14 protein-coding genes are annotated in these 15,341 nt (G+C 57.7%); 8 read left to right on the top strand and 6 right to left on the bottom strand.

What is annotated here, in order from left to right; translation table 11 throughout:
• The first annotated feature begins 111 nt into the window (after nucleotides 1–111).
• The 8 genes from H7F20_RS08410 (at nucleotide 112) to H7F20_RS08375 (ending at nucleotide 6,943) form a co-directional block, all read left to right on the top strand.
• Nucleotides 112–594 carry a DUF4870 domain-containing protein gene (locus tag H7F20_RS08410; RefSeq protein WP_185785644.1) on the top strand — a complete coding sequence of 161 codons (483 nt, stop codon included), beginning with the start codon at nucleotides 112–114 and terminating at the stop codon, nucleotides 592–594.
• Complete coding sequence (locus H7F20_RS08405; protein WP_185785643.1) at nucleotides 594–1,085, top strand: nuclear transport factor 2 family protein; 492 nt, start codon at nucleotides 594–596, stop codon at nucleotides 1,083–1,085. Before H7F20_RS08410 ends, H7F20_RS08405 begins: the two co-directional genes overlap by 1 nt.
• Before the next feature lie 110 nt (nucleotides 1,086–1,195).
• Entirely contained in the window at nucleotides 1,196–1,531 is a 336-nt protein-coding gene (locus H7F20_RS08400) for a PadR family transcriptional regulator (RefSeq protein WP_185785642.1), read from the top strand.
• Between the two features lies 1 nt (nucleotide 1,532).
• Nucleotides 1,533–3,284, top strand: coding sequence for a PspC domain-containing protein (locus tag H7F20_RS08395; RefSeq protein WP_185785641.1), 1,752 nt, complete (start codon nucleotides 1,533–1,535; stop codon nucleotides 3,282–3,284).
• Between the two features lie 141 nt (nucleotides 3,285–3,425).
• On the top strand, nucleotides 3,426–4,148 hold the full coding sequence (locus tag H7F20_RS08390; RefSeq protein WP_185785640.1) for a head GIN domain-containing protein: 723 nt from the start codon (nucleotides 3,426–3,428) through the stop codon (nucleotides 4,146–4,148).
• A 110-nt stretch (nucleotides 4,149–4,258) separates the two neighbouring features.
• The gene (locus tag H7F20_RS08385; protein WP_185785639.1) at nucleotides 4,259–5,275 is read left to right on the top strand and encodes a dipeptide epimerase; all 1,017 of its coding nucleotides are present in this window, start codon (nucleotides 4,259–4,261) and stop codon (nucleotides 5,273–5,275) included.
• Between the two features lie 49 nt (nucleotides 5,276–5,324).
• Nucleotides 5,325–6,392, top strand: a complete 1,068-nt coding sequence (locus tag H7F20_RS08380; RefSeq protein WP_185785638.1) for an aminotransferase class I/II-fold pyridoxal phosphate-dependent enzyme — start codon at nucleotides 5,325–5,327, stop codon at nucleotides 6,390–6,392.
• Nucleotides 6,393–6,502: 110 nt separating this feature from the next.
• On the top strand, nucleotides 6,503–6,943 hold the full coding sequence (locus tag H7F20_RS08375) for a hypothetical protein (protein ID WP_255444018.1): 441 nt from the start codon (nucleotides 6,503–6,505) through the stop codon (nucleotides 6,941–6,943).
• Between the two features lie 82 nt (nucleotides 6,944–7,025).
• On the opposite strand, the gene trxB is transcribed toward H7F20_RS08375, so the two are convergent.
• The 6 genes from trxB to H7F20_RS08345 all read right to left on the bottom strand — a co-directional run bounded on the left by trxB (nucleotide 7,026) and on the right by H7F20_RS08345 (nucleotide 15,314).
• Nucleotides 7,026–7,997, bottom strand: a complete 972-nt coding sequence (gene trxB / locus H7F20_RS08370) for a thioredoxin-disulfide reductase (protein ID WP_185785637.1) — start codon at nucleotides 7,995–7,997, stop codon at nucleotides 7,026–7,028.
• A 141-nt stretch (nucleotides 7,998–8,138) separates the two neighbouring features.
• A complete protein-coding gene (locus H7F20_RS08365) occupies nucleotides 8,139–9,737 on the bottom strand; it encodes an arylsulfatase (RefSeq protein ID WP_185785636.1) in 1,599 nt (532 codons plus the stop codon).
• Between the two features lie 34 nt (nucleotides 9,738–9,771).
• Entirely contained in the window at nucleotides 9,772–11,490 is a 1,719-nt protein-coding gene (locus H7F20_RS08360) for an efflux RND transporter periplasmic adaptor subunit (protein ID WP_185785635.1), read from the bottom strand.
• Between the two features lie 5 nt (nucleotides 11,491–11,495).
• The gene (locus tag H7F20_RS08355) at nucleotides 11,496–12,212 is read right to left on the bottom strand and encodes a hypothetical protein (protein ID WP_185785869.1); all 717 of its coding nucleotides are present in this window, start codon (nucleotides 12,210–12,212) and stop codon (nucleotides 11,496–11,498) included.
• Nucleotides 12,213–12,219: 7 nt separating this feature from the next.
• Nucleotides 12,220–14,742: a heavy metal translocating P-type ATPase gene (locus H7F20_RS08350; protein ID WP_185785634.1), complete on the bottom strand. Its 2,523-nt coding sequence runs from the start codon at nucleotides 14,740–14,742 to the stop codon at nucleotides 12,220–12,222.
• 26 nt (nucleotides 14,743–14,768) lie between these two features.
• Nucleotides 14,769–15,314 (bottom strand): DUF3347 domain-containing protein, encoded by a 546-nt coding sequence (locus H7F20_RS08345; protein ID WP_185785633.1) that lies wholly within the window; start codon nucleotides 15,312–15,314, stop codon nucleotides 14,769–14,771.
• Nucleotides 15,315–15,341: the final 27 nt, after the last annotated feature.

Below are 15,341 nucleotides of genomic sequence, written 5' to 3'. Positions count from 1 at the left end.
TGTATCAAAAATACAGGGAACTAATTTTGTTAAAACTATGTTAATTTTTAGTACTATGTTTTGCACAATACCTTCTTTAGTATATATATTTGCATAAGAAACAACTAGGCCATGACAGAAACACTATCAAAACACGAGCGAAACCTGTCTGCTCTCATTCACGGATCCACCCTGTCCAGGTTCTTTATCCCTTTCGGGCAGTTTCTGGTCCCGCTGGTGCTCTGGCTTTCCAACCGAAACCAGCATGAGTTTGTGGATTACAACGGCAAACAGGCCCTGAACTTCCAGATCAGCATGTTCCTGTATACGTTCCTGGTCGGGGCCATCAGTATCCCCTTCTTTATTGCCTCCCTCCCGGGTCTGCTGGACCATGGCCTCTTTTCCTGGAACGACCACCACAATTTTGAATCGTTCCACTTCAACTGGGAAACCGGCCTGATGGACTTCCCCCTTTTCTGGTGGCCCGTCGGCATCGGGGGCCTGATTGGCATGGGGTTGTTCGCCGTGAATATCGTCTATACGATCCTGGCGACCATCCGCACCAACGAAGGTCAGTATTTCCGTTACCCGCTCACCATAAAATTTATCCGATAATGAAAACATACCCCCTGCACCGTCCACCCCTGTATGCCAGTATTCGTCACCTGTTGCTTCTGCTCGCCATCCTGGTAGGGGCCCTGCTCGACGCCACGGCCCAGGTGCCCGAAGATTCGGAATTGTACAACACCATCCTGGAGCTGGACAACAGCTACTTTACCGCCTACAACCAATGCGATATGGAAACCCAGGGGAAACTCCTGAGCGACGACCTGGAATTCTATCACGACCAGGGCGGGCTGAGTACCTCAAAAAAAGAGATTCTCCAGAGCATTGAGGTCAACATCTGCGGGAAAGTAACCCGCAGCCTGGTGGCGGGCAGCGTGGAAGTCCATGAAATAAAAGGGTTTGGCGCCGTCGAAATCGGGCTGCATACGTTTTTCAACAACCGGGAACCGGACGCCATCTCCAAACCAAGCCGGTTTGTAACCGTATGGAAACAGGCCGGGGACGGTTGGAAAATGCACCGGATCATCAGCCTGCATTAGGCATCACCGAGTTTATTCATCAATCAAATCATCATGAGATCAAAAAACGAACAGTTAACCCCCACCGCCCAGGACTCATCCCCCGGGGCAGCGGATTAAGACCCGAAATTATGAATGTAGAAAATACAAAGGCACAAATGCGGAAAGGGGTCCTGGAGTATTGCATCCTCTCCATCCTGAGCGGGGAGGACAAATACGCCTCCGAAATTCTGGACACCCTGAAAGACGCAAAGATGCTGGTGGTTGAAGGGACAATCTATCCCTTGCTAACCCGCCTCAAGAACGCGGGATTGCTTTCCTATCGTTGGGAGGAATCCAGCTCGGGACCGCCCCGTAAATATTACGGCCTCACCGAGACCGGGACTATTTTCCTTAAGGAGCTGAACACCACCTGGGACGAGCTCCGTACCGCCGTAAATGTGGTTACCAACGCAAAAAACAAGTAAAATGAACAAGACTGTAAATATAAATCTGGCCAATATGCTTTTTCACATCGATGAAAATGCATATCAAAAGCTCCTCCGGTACCTCGAGGCCGTCAAGCGATCCTTTGCGGGGACCCCGGGCAGCGATGAGATCATCGCCGATATCGAGGCGCGTATCGCGGAGCTCTTTTACGAGAAAATGGAGAACGAACGGCAGGTCATCACCCAAAAGGAGGTAGACGCCGTGATCGCCATCATGGGGCAGCCCGAGGATTACCAGGTTGACGAGGACATCTTTGAGGACGCCCCGAAAAGCGAAACCTCCACCGGCAGCCGTCCCACGCGGGCCGCCAAAAAGCTCTACCGGGACATCGACCACAAATACATCGGTGGTGTGTGTGCCGGGCTCGAGCATTACCTGGGCATAGACGCCCTGTGGATCCGCCTGATATTCATCCTCCTGGCCATCTTCGCCGGCGGCTTCGGGTTTATCGCCTACATCCTCCTGTGGATATTGGTCCCCGAGGCGGCAACCACTGCTCAGAAACTGGATATGACCGGGGAACCGGTCAATATCAGCAATATCGAGCGGAAGGTAAAGGAAGGCATTGATGATGTGGCCGAACGGGTGCGCAGCGTGGATTACGAGAAGGTGGGTTCCAAAGTAAAAAGCAGCGGAAAGACCTTTTTCGACACACTGGGCGATGTCATCATGTTCTTTTTTAAGGTGATCGGCAAGTTCATCGGCATCCTGTTGATTATCATCGGAGCCGCCACGCTGATCGGCTTGTTCATCGCACTCTTTACAGTGGGGGTCGTGGACGCGGTGCATATCCCCGGCGTCGACCTGATCGGCCTGCTCAATTCAACGGAAACACCGGTCTGGATCGTATCCCTGCTGGTCTTCCTCACCGTGGGCATCCCGTTCTTCTTCCTGCTGTACCTGGGCCTGAAAATCCTGGTGAACAACCTGAAATCCATCGGGAATATCGCCAAATTCTCCCTGCTGGGCCTCTGGCTGATCTCCGTGATTTGCCTGGCCGTGCTCAGCATCCGGCAGGTATCCGCCCATGCGTATACGGAAAGCGTGACCTCCAGCGATACCCTTGCCCTTGCCTCCCCGGCCAGCGATACGCTGCGCATCCGCTTCCGGGGCGGGGCGTTTGACGGGCAGTCCGGCCCCATGGTAGGCGGCATGCGTATCCGGTACGACGCCGACGATCAGCCGGTGTTATACTCGGACGACCTGATGCTCGATATCCGGAAAGCCGAGGATTCGGTGGCCTACCTGCGCCTCCGCAAAGACGCCGACGGCCGATCCTATGAGGATGCGCGCGACCGCGCCGCCGCAATTCAATATCAGTATGCGCTGGCCGGTTCGGTACTGAACCTGGACAATTTCTTTACCACCGATGTGGACAACAAGGTGCGGAACCAGGAAATGCGGCTCACGCTCTTCGTTCCGGAAGGCACCCCGCTCCTCTTTGAGCCTTCGGCCCGCAATTACCTGGGCCGGCGGACCCAAAACGACCGCGGGCTATACCACCGGGAAATCGTCCGTTACCGGTGGAAGATGGGCGCCGACGGCGTCCTGGTTTGCACGGATTGCCCGGATGACGTGGGCAATGGCGATTGGGAGGACGGAGATGGCGACAACCGTATCATCATCGACGAGAATGGCGTGGATATCGACCTGAAGGACAAAGAGGACAGCTTCCGGATGAAAATCGACGAAAACGGGGTCCGGATCAAGGCGGACGAAGGCGGGCGATGACAGTTCGTCCCCCATCCGCGACAATTCGGTAGGAAGGATTGGTGCAAAAGCCGCCCCTGCCGCAAATTTGAAAACAAAATAAAAACAACCAGAACCAAAAGTTAAACCGGGGGTTTCCCCCACAATCAAAAATCGAATATCATGGCAACACTAGCGAGAATAACAATCGGACTCATCCTGGCCCTGCTGGCATCATCCTGCATGCTGGACATGAACTGGGGCTCGGGTAAAAAAGGCAATGGCGTAGTAGTCGAAGAAGGCCGAACCGTTACCGGCGACTTCACTTCCGTTTCGGCCTCCGAGGGCCTGAATGTCTTTGTGACCCAGGGCGACGACTATGAAATCCGGGTGGAAGCGGACGAAAACGTAATCGACCTGATCGGTACGGATATCCGCGAGGGGAAACTGAAAATCCACGCGATTGAAAACATCGGACGGGCCACCAAGAACATCTATGTCAGCCTGCCGGAAATCACCGCACTCAGCGCTTCCAGCGGCAGCGACCTGCAAACACAGGGGACCCTTGAAGTGGGGGCGATCCGCCTGGATTCGAGCAGCGGAGCCGACCTGGATGCCACCCTGGTGGCCGACGAAGTGGAGGCCGATTGCAGCAGCGGGGCCGATATCCGCCTCAGCGGCAGGGCCAACCTGCTGTATGCTGACGCGAGCAGCGGGGCCGATATCAAAGCCCAGGACCTGGAAGTCAAGGTATGCCATGCCAATGCGAGCAGCGGGGCCGACATCCGCGTCCACGCCTCGGAATCCCTGACGGCAGATGCAAGCAGCGGGGCCGACATCCTCTACACCGGGGATGCCAGTGTCCAGGCCAAAAAATCTGCATCGGGGAGCGTTCATAAATATTGATCCCATCACCAATCATCAGTCAGGACACGAACCGCCTGCTTAAAACCCCTGTGAAAATCGCAGGGGTTTTTTGCTGCTATTCCTTACATTCGGTAAAAAAATCGGCAGACGTGAAACTCAAGCTGCAACGCTACCAGCTGGAACTGGCGCATACCTTCGGGATATCCCGGGAACGCTACGATACCCAGCCCACACTCATCGCAAGCCTCTCCTCCGGCGGAAAAACGGGATACGGGGAAGCCACTTCCAATCCGTATTACGGGGTTACCCTGGACACCCTGACCGCCGAAATCGAACGTGCGCGGGAGCCGCTGGAAGCCTTCCGCGGCACCGATCCCGCGGAATTTTTCCGGTTGCTGGAAAGCCTGGACCTGTCCAACTTTGCCCGCTGTGCGCTGGACATGGCTTGCAACGACCTCCACGGGAAATGCCTGGGAAAACCGCTTTACGCCCTCTGGGGCACCCGCCTGGAAAACCTCCCGGTAACCAACTACACCATTGGCCTGGATACCCCCGAGAAGATGGTAGAAAAAATGAAGGAGCGGCCCTGGCCGGTATACAAGGTCAAGCTCGGCACGGACCGGGATGTGTCCCTGATCCGGGAATTGCGGGCACATACGGATGCGGTATTCCGGGTGGATGCCAACTGCGCCTGGACGGTTGCGGAAACGCTCGAAAATGCGCGGGCCCTGAAGCCGCTGGGGGTGGAATTCATCGAACAGCCGCTGCCTGCCGAAGACTGGCAGGGGATGGAATACGTGGCCCATTCCAGCGTATTGCCTGTAATCGCGGATGAGAGTTGCATCACGGAGTCGGATGTAGACCCGTGCGGCCTGCATTTCAACGGCATCAATATCAAACTGACCAAATGCGGCGGGCTTACCCCGGCACGGAGGATGATCCAAAGGGGGCGGGAGCTCGGGCTAAAAATCATGGTGGGCTGCATGACGGAATCCACCGTGGGCATTTCGGCCATCGCCCAGTTGCTACCCCAGCTGGACTATGTGGACATGGACGGCGCCATGCTGCTCCGCCGGGACATTGCCCGGGGGGTGGTCATCCGGGAGGATGCATCCGTCATTTTCCCTGAAACCGGGGGATGCGGGGTAACCCTGCTCGACGCATGATGAGGTATCCCGGATCCGGTTGCCCCATACCGGCCCAATCCCCTTGAAAATGGAGAAAAAAACACACAGCGTATCCAGGATCCCGGGGGCGGAATTCCGCTCCGATGGCGCCCAATGGCTGTATTTTGGAGGCACCTCCTACCTGGGGGTGCAATCCCATGAGGGTTTTCAGGAACTGATGACCCGTTTCACCCGGGAAATGGGGACCCACTGGGGGGCCTCCCGGGAGGGGCAGCTGGTACCCGCCATTTACGGGGAAACTGAGGCAGCCCTGGCTGCCTGGACCGGAAGTGAAGCCTGTATTACGGTATCTTCCGGGTTCCTGGCCGGCCGCCTGCTGGCCGATGCATTTTCCGGGAATGGGTACCATTGCCTTTTCAGCCCGAATTGCCACGCCGCGCTCCTGCCCGCCCGCTCCGGCAGGGCGAGCAGTTGGGAAGCGCTGGAGCTGGATTTGCTGAAAATCCGGCAACAGGGCGGCAAACAGGCTGTCCTGTTCACCGATACCATCGATTTTTCCGACGGGCCGCGGTTTGTAGTCGAAAAGCTGAGAACCCTGGATTTGACCGATGTAATCCTCATCGCGGACGATTCGCATGGCACAGGGGTCCTGGGGGACGGGGGACGGGGATCTTTCCCGGAGTTAAGGGGACTGGCCGTGCGGGACCTGATGGTCTGCGCCTCCATGGGCAAGGCCCTGGGGGTTACCGCCGGACTGATCCTGGGGACCTCAACCCGGATCCAATCCCTGAGGCAGGAACCCGCATTTGCCGGGGCGAGCCCTGCCCCCCCGGCCGCCCTGGCCACGTTTTGTGCGGCCCTGGATTCCGGGCTCTACCTGGAGCAATTCGAAAGGCTTTGGGCGAATGTCCGTTTGTTTTCGGGGTGGTTGCGGGACCTGCCGGGGGTGACGGGCGGGGCGCATTTTCCGGTCTTCCTCTTCCGGAAGGCAGCCCTGGCGGCTTTTCTGGAATCCAATAACGTGCTGGCCACCCACTTCAGCTATGCCGCTGAGCAACCGGAATCCCCGGGGCGTATCGTCCTGACGGCCAGCCATTCAGAGGCACATATCCGGAGCCTGGCCAAAATCCTGGGCGCATTCCAGGATCTGCAATAATTTGGGAATAAAATTTTCAACCCATTATAAATTATATTGCATTTATATGGCTTTAGTAAAAATTATTGTATCTTTTTAACACTTTATTAGGACACTAATTTTTTATCGCCATGAAAAAATCCTTCGGTATCTTTTCCCTCCTAGCCTTGTTTGTAACCACCATTTCGATGACTACCAGCCCGCCGGCGTCCATGCACAGCCTCCAGGGAACCTGGGAACTCGAGAGTTTTTGCAACTACGCCGACAATGTATGTGACACGGCAAATTTGCAGGAAGGCTATCGGCAGGTAAAGATGTACTACAACGGGAAAGTCATGTGGTCTCGTACGGACCCGAATGACACCATCGGCCGCTTTGGTTTTGGGTCCTATCACATCACCACGGACGAGTTGATCGAAAACATCGAGTACGGCGACCATTACTTTATGGAAACCCTGGGGCCCACCGAATTCCGGTTCCAGCTGATCCTGGGTGATAACACCTACAGCCAGGTTACCCTGGACGAGGAAGGCAACCCCGAATTCTCGGAAAACTACAAACGTATTGATTGATCAGCAGATCAGGTATTTGAATTAGCTGATGGAAATCCCGGGGCGCCCTGAAGGTGTTCCGGGATTTTAGTTTTTCAAGCGGTTACTGCTGGCCTACTTCCTCCCCGGTTTCCACTTCCGAAAGGTAGCGCTCGGCATCCAGGGCAGCCATGCAACCCGTTCCCGCAGCCGTAACGGCCTGGCGGTACTCCTTGTCCTGAACGTCCCCGCTGGCGAAGACCCCGGGTTTATTCGTTTTGGTGGATTTCCCCCTGGTGATGATATAGCCCGTCTGGTCCATATCCAGCTGCCCTTTGAAAATATCCGTGTTCGGTTTGTGCCCGATGGCGATGAACAAACCGGTGATGGCGATGTCCTCCTTCTCCCCGGTCTGGTTGTTTACCATCCGCAAACCTTCCACTACCTGGTCCCCCAGCACTTCATCCACTTCCGTATTGAAGCGGATATCGATATTTTCAAGGTTCATCACCCGGTTCTGCATGGCCTTGGAGGCACGCAGGTGGTCCTTGCGCACCAGCATGGTAACCTTGTTGCAGATTTTGGCCAGGTAGGAGGCTTCCTCGGCGGCGGTGTCCCCGCCTCCGACGATGGCCACATCCTGCCCTTTATAGAAAAAACCGTCACAAACGGCACAGGCGGAAACCCCGCCTCCCCGCAACCGCTGCTCGCTGGGGATATTCAGGTATTTTGCCGAAGCCCCGGTGGATATGATCACGGTTTCGGCTTCCACCACGGTGGTATCATCGATGGTAACCCGATGAATCCCGCCGGGTTCGTCGCTGAATTCCACGGCCGTGGCCATCCCGATACGCACCTCCGTACCGAATCGCTCGGCCTGTTGTTGCAGCTGGACCATCATGGTGGGCCCGTCTATCCCATCGGGATATCCGGGGAAATTTTCCACTTCCGTGGTGGTGGTCAACTGCCCCCCGGGCTCCATCCCGGTATACATGACAGGCTTCAGATCTGCGCGTGCCGCATAGATAGCTGCGGTATAACCGGCCGGGCCGGATCCCAGGATAAGGGTTTTGATTCGTTCAGTGCTTTCGGACATAATAAAAGGCAATTAATTGAACTGCAAAAGTAGGATTTTAAGCCTGTTCCTTACAACCCAAGTTATCAAAAGTTTTAAGTAAAACACAGGCCTTCCATGTACCCGGCACTGCTGCTTCGGATACCTGCCGGAACCTTCCCGCTAATTCCGGCTGTTTGCCTGCTCCAAGCGGGATTCCCATTCCGTCAACCTGAATTTGGCGATTTCCGGCACCTCATATTCCTGCGCAAGTACCCCGAGCAGGCTGTCCAGCATTTCCGGGAATCGTTCCGAAAGGTCGGTGCCTTCGCCCGGGTCTTCATCCAGGTTGTACAGCTCGGGGGCCGGGTTTTCGGCCGGGTTATTGAGTTCCCGCAAGACCACTTTCCAGGGCCCGGAGCGGAGCGCCAGCTGCCCGCCGTATTCAGGGAACGCCCAGACGAGCTGGTCGTGCTTTTGCTGGGTCCCCCGGCCGGTCAGCGTCGGCAGGAAACTGATCCCGTCCCCTTCGGAGGGAACCTCAAAACCAGCCAGCCCGGCGAGGGTGGCCATGAGGTCGTACTGGGCCGAAAGGTGGTCGGTCACCTGTCCGGCGGCGATGGCGCCCGGCCAGCTCGCAATGAGGGGTACGCGGATACCCCCCTCGTAAACAAAACCCTTTCCCCGCCCGTAGGTTTCCCGGAAGGGGCCGCCGCTGTCAAACCAATCCGGGTCTGCGCCGCCCGCATAGGAAGGGCCGTTATCGCTGCTGAAGAGGATCAGCGTGTTTTCCAGCAACCCCGAAGCGGCCAACCGGTCCAGCAGGCGGCCTACCTGCTCGTCCAGGTAGGAAATCATGGCTGCATAGGCGGCCCTGGGAAATTCCTGGGGGAAATACCCGCTGTCCGGCCCGGATTCATAGGGCGGCTCGGGGCCGAATTTATCCCGGTAGTAGGAAATCCAGCGTTCGGGCGCCTGCAGGGGGACGTGGGGGATGGGTGTGGCCCAATAGACAAAAATGGGGCTCCCGTCTCCTTCGCGGATAAACCGGTCCATGGCGTCAAATATGAGGTCCGGGGCATAGTCCTGTTGATCGAACCTCCCGTAGTCCCGTAGCGCTACCCCGGGTTCGAACCCGCTGTGGGGCGCAATCGTATCATTTTCAAGATGCACCCTGCGATTGTTTTCGTACAGGTGGAGGGGGTAGTAGGTGTGCGCCTGCCGCTGGCAGTTGTACCCGTAGAAATAATCGAAGCCCCGCTCCGTGGGAATGGAGTTGGTGTGGGGTGCCCCGAGGCCCCATTTGCCGAACATACCGGTGCGGTATCCGGCTTCCTGCAACTTTTCCGGCAGCAGGACTTCGCTTTCCGGCAGGGGTCGCTGTCCCTCCAGGGTGGAGTCGCGTGCCATGGCCCGGTAATCCCAGACCGGGCCCCGGTCCGCCCATTCGTCATTGCCCCGGATATAACTGTGGCCGCTGTGTTTGCCGGTCAGCAGCATATACCGGGAAGGGGCGCAGACCGGGGCCCCTGCATAATGCCGGGTAAAACGGATCCCCGAGGCAGCCAGGCGGTCGAGGTTTGGTGTTTCGATGCGCTGCTGCCCATAGGCGCCCAGGTCCCCGTAACCCAGGTCGTCGGCAAGGATGTAGATGATATTGGGCTTTGGGGCAACAGGTGGGGCCTCCTGCCCCTGCCCGCAACCGGTGAGCAGCCATCCCCCGCCCGCCAAAAGGCACAGGACTGGGAGCCATGAAATAGAACGGGCAGTCGTCTTTTCCATAGTGGAAATATAACCAATACCGCCCGGATACGCGCTACAGGGTTTCCCGCACTTCTCCGCAGGTGAGCATGGCATCCCCGTAATAGGGGTTGCGGATGGCTTCATCAGAACTGATCCAGTAGGCCCCCTGGTTGCTGTTGGCCATGGGGCAATACTGAATGTAAAAGGTGCCGGGGAGGTCGGATACCTGCCGGGCCAGGCCGATCATCTTCCCGGAAAGCCCGATAAAGGCATCCCGTTTTTCCCCTATGCCCGTTGCCGAGGCCAGGGCCCGGAAATCCAATGCCAGGGCTTCCAGTCCGCCACCGGAGGCAGATCCGAGGAGTTTCGATGCCGAAGCGGCCAGCTCGCCCGCCCTTTCCGCTTCGGAAGCAACCAACGCATCCTTAAGCTGCAGGTAGGGCCCGATCACTTCCCGCAAAAGTGCCTGCTGGGCATCGGTCAGTTTCACGGGGTTGGCTGCAGGGACCTGCTGTCCCCCTGCCCCATGGTCGTGCAATTGAGCCTGCTTCCCGTCACTGGTTGGGTTCATCATGGATTTCTTCCCCTGCAACTGGGCCGCGGCATCCAGTGTAAAGGCCCCGTTGGTGACTACTTCCTCCCCGTTTTGCAGCCCCTGCTGGATGCGGTATCCGCCGGGTACCGCTGCACCGAGTTGCACCTCCCGGAGTTCGAATACAGGGGTTGCAGGATCGGGTTTGACATAGACCACGGACCTTTCACCCGTCCAGAGCACCGCACTCCGGGGGACGACCAGGCCGCTTTCGGCAGCGTCCGCGGCAACCTCGAGCTCGGCGGTGACAAACATCCCCGGTTTGAGTGCCCCGCCCGCGTTGTCTATGACAGCGCGAACGACCGCCGTCCGGGTAGTGGCATTGAGGACCGGGCTGATAAAGTCAATGGGGGCCTTGTATTCCTTGCCTCCAACGGCAGCTGCCCGTATGGTCACCAGCTGGCCTTCTTCAAGGATGGAAAGCTGGTTTTCAAAGGCGTCGAATTCCGCCCAGACCGTCCCCAGGTCGGCAATGCGGAACAGGGGAGCCCCTTTCTGCACATAGTCCCCGGCAGCCACCTTGATTTCCGAAACGGTGCCGGATACATCCGAAAAGACGGGAAAGTACTCCTGCACCTTTCCCGAAGCTTCAATTTCACGGATCTGCGCCTCAGAGAGCTTCCAGAGGTCGAGCTTTTTGCGTACCGCCCGGTACAGGTCGGGTTGGGTCTCCTTCATCCCGGAAGCGGTGAGCAATTCCTGCTGGGCAGCCACCAGTTCCGGGGCATAGAGGGTTGCCAGCCGTTGCCCCTTCCGGACCGCCTCGCCCTCAAAATTGACCGAGAGGGTTTCAATCCGGCCGTCGAAATAAGCGGACTGCGTGGCAATTTTCTTTTCGTTGGGCTCGATGGTCCCCGAAAGCCGGAGGGTACGGTTCACCGCTTGCCCGGTACCCAGCCGGGTTGTTTGCACATCGGCAAGGGCAAGGGCATTCTCCGACATGCGGAGCTGTCCCGGTGCCAGCCCGTCCGCGCTGCTACCGGCCGGGATCAGTTCCATGCCGCAAATGGGGCAATTGCCCGGTTCGGGCTGCATGATCTGGGGGTGCATGGAACAGGTCCACATTTCAACCCCTGCCGCTTCCCCATGTTCGTGATTCCCGGGTACCACAGGTCCTTCCGGGGTCCCTGAAAAAATAAAATACCCCAGCAGGAGGCCTGCCAGCAGGGCGCCGCCGATTACAAAGATTGTTTTTTTCATCGTAGTCATTTGTTAAATTTTAATAGTCGAATGCACTTCCTGAGGGTCGGCGAACTGATAAACCAAAGGGCGAACCCGCTCAGCACCGTGACCAGGCCCAGTAGGGAGAAGGCCCGCAACAGGCCCGTATTGAAATCGTCCCGGGTCTGGTAATCCATCGTGTGGGTCATCCACAGGAAATCGAACCAACGCCAGCCCCGGTGGCGCACGGTCTGGAAGGCACCATTGCGCACGGCCACGTAGGCCTTCAGGTTCTCCGGGGTGACATAACTGATCTCATAAGCCGGCAAAGGGCGTCCGCGGTATTCATGGTGCGGGCCGACGCTGTCGATCCTGCGGATCCCGGCAACCCGGAGCCCGGTTTTCATTTCCCTTTCAGAAACCCGCAGGGCTTCTGCCTGCGAAACCTCCTGTTTTTTCACTCCCGTCCTGGCATGGACCAAATGGGCCCCGTTCACCCAATAAAAGGGCTCCCCTCCGATATCCAGCAACCGGAGGCTGGATATGGGCTGGTCAATGTCCAGCTTATCGGTACCGAGCAACCCGGAAAACTCGGTTTCCACGGGTACCTCCTTCAGGAAATGGTCCCCGTGAATTTCGTCGATATCCGTCCAGCTGAAGTACAACCCGCTCATGGTCCACATCAGGAATTGTATCCCCAGGAAGATCCCGAGGTAGCGGTGCGTCAGGCGGAATTTCCGCGCGGTTTTTCTGGTTACCATCATTTATTTAATCGATCTTGGTGGATTTCAGGCGCAGGGAATTGGCAATTACGGATACCGAGCTGAAGCTCATGGCGGCAGCTGCTATCATGGGCGACAGCAGGACGCCGAAAAAAGGATAGAGTACCCCGGCTGCCACCGGAACGCCCACCGTATTGTAAACCAGCGCAAAAAACAGGTTCTCCCGGATGTTCCGCATGACCTTTGTGCTGAGGTTCCTTGCTTTGACGATCCCGTGAAGGTCCCCGTTTACCAGGGTGATCCCCGCACTTTCAATCGCCACATCCGTCCCGGTGCCCATGGCGATGCCCACATCGCTTTTTGCAAGGGCAGGGGCATCGTTGATGCCGTCCCCTGCCATGGCCACGACCTTGCCCTGACTTTGCAACCGCTCCACTTCCCGGAGTTTATCTTCGGGGAGCATCCCGGCCCGGAAATCAGTCAATCCCAGGGTATCCGCCACCGTTTGCGCCGTCCGGGGGTTATCCCCGGTAAGCATGATGACCGCCACCCCTTTTTTCTGCAATTCCCGGATGGCATTCCCACTGCCTTCCTTGATCCGGTCACCAATGACGATCAGGCCGATGACCTGGCCATCAGCGGCCAGGTAGGAAACGGTCTTGCCCGCATCCTGAAAGCCCCCGGATTTTTCCACGAGGGATTCGGGGATAACGGCCTGCTCCTGTTCCATCAGCGCCCGGTTGCCCAGGGCCAGGGATTGCCCGCCCAGCTTCCCTGTCACGCCTTTTCCCGTTACAGAATGGAAGTCTTCGGGCTTACCGGGTTTCAGGCCTTTCCCCTTGGCGTACTCCACCGTGGCCCTCGCAAGGGGGTGTTCGCTTTGCTGGTTCAGGGAAGCAGCCCGCTCCAGGACCGAATCGGGATCTGAGACCCCGGGCAGGCCGACCACCGTTTCCACCGCCGGCCGGCCTTCTGTGATGGTACCGGTCTTGTCCACGATAAGCGTATCCACTTTGGCAAGGGTTTCAAGAGCTGCCGCCTCGCGCATCAGCACGCCGTTTTGGGCCCCCTTGCCGACCCCTACCATTACAGACATGGGAGTCGCCAACCCCAGGGCGCATGGACAGGCAATGATGAGTACGGCTATACCATTGACAAGGCCATAGACGTACGAGGGTTCCGGCCCGAAAAACGCCCAGATGGCAAAAGTCAGTACGGCAACCAGGACGACCGTGGGCACGAAATAGGCCGAGACCCGGTCGGCCAGGTTCTGTATGGGTGCCCGGCTCCGCCCGGCCTCATTGACCAGCTGGATGATCCGCGCCAGCAGTGTTTCCGAGCCGATTTTTTCAGCCGACATGAGGAAGGACCGGTTCCCGTTGAGGGTACCACTCCTCAGGGTGTCCCCCACCGCCTTATCCACGGGCATCGGTTCCCCGGTGATCATCGATTCGTCCACCGTGGTTTGCCCCTCGGTCAGCGTTCCGTCCACCGGGATCTTCTCCCCGGGCTTTACCCGGAGGGTATCCCCGATTTCGATGGCGTCGATGGGGATTTCCTCTTCCCTGCCATCCCGGACACGGACGGCCTTGTTGGGCGCCAGTTTCAGCAGCTCCCGGACAGCGGAATTCGTTTTCCTGTGGGCCCGGGCTTCGAGCAACTGCCCCAGCAGCACGAGTGTCAGGATCACCGTGGCTGCCTCGAAATACACGTGGACATCCCCGGAGGCCGTCTTGAACTGGGGCGGGAAAAAGTCCGGGAAGACAATACCGAAAACACTGAAGAGCCAGGCGACGCCCGCGCCAATCCCGATCAGGGTAAACATGTTCAGGTTCCAGTACCGGATAGAGCGGTAGGCCCTGGTAAAGAACATCCAGGTGGCGTAGAACACCACCGGCAGGGACAAGCCCAGTTGTACCCAGTTCCAGTAGCTGCGCGGCATCCAGCTGTAGAGCGGGTTTCCGGGCAGCATTTCGGACATCGCGATAAAGAAAACCGGCAGGGTGAACGCCAGGGCGATCCAGAATTTCCGCAACAGCCTGCGATAGGTCTTATCCCCTTCGCTGGCTTCCGGCTTCATGGGCACCAGGTCCATGCCGCAAATCGGGCAGCTTCCCGGGGCGTCGCGGACGACTTCCGGGTGCATCGGACAGGTGTATTGCTGTTTGGCAGCCTGGCTGAAGTCCTGTTGTTCCACCAGGTCCATGCCGCAAACAGGGCAATCCCCGGGCGCCGTATAGGTCTTGTCCCCTTCGCAGTGCATCGGGCAGTAATACGTACCGGTGCCCTTTCCCGCCTGAGGGGTGTTTTTACCGCTTTGCGCTGCATGTGCCTTCCCGGATGCATGCGACGTGGGAGCGTCACCGGGCAGGTGGATACTGTAGTGGCTGTCGCTGAGGGCCTCCTGGAAACGCTCGATAGGGACATGGGATCCCATCTCGATTTCCGCCTGGCCCTTTTCCAGGTCTACCACTACGGAAAGCACCCCTTCGACCGCCGACAGGGATTCCGCGACATGCTTCCTGCAGCCTTCGCAACTCATGCCTTTTATGTCATAGGTGTGTTTCATTTCCATTGCACGGTTTCATTACTGGGTTAGGGTTGCGCGACCAGGCGGTCATCCACCTTGCCGCATTTGAGCATTTTATCGCCAAAATAGGGGTTGCGTATTTCCTCCGAATCGGAGAACCAGTATCCGCCGGTATTGTTGAAGGCCATCGGACAAAACTGCTTGTAAACCGTCCCGGTGCTCAGGTGGTCCCGGAGTACGGGTTCCAATTTTGCGACCAGGCTGGAAAAACTTTCCCGCTGCCCCTCGATCCCTTCTGCCGACAAAAAGGTTTCCAGTTCCTCCCTGACTGCCGGGTTGTCCAGGCCCGGGGCGCGCAACATTTGTGTTGCGGCGCTTTCGGCTGCAAGTGGGTCGGACGCCACCAGCGCATCTTTCAGGTCCAGGTACGCCTCAAAGACCTGGTTGGTCCCGGATTCCCGGAAACCGATACCTCCGTCCTGTGCCGTAACGGCTTCCACCGGGGTGGGGTCTTCCGCTGTTTTAGGCCCCTCCTTGCAGGAAACCATCAGGGTAATCGCAGCCAGCATCAGGCCGGTCATTTTTGGTGCATTCATTTTCATTTGTATCATCTTGTTTCAGTTTAAAATTAATCAATG

This window comes from Robiginitalea sp. SC105 (assembly GCF_014243345.1).
In the GTDB taxonomy this organism is placed as follows: domain Bacteria; phylum Bacteroidota; class Bacteroidia; order Flavobacteriales; family Flavobacteriaceae; genus Robiginitalea.
Note: the sequence above shows the minus strand (reverse complement) of the source record. Positions and strands in the feature narration are given on the sequence as shown.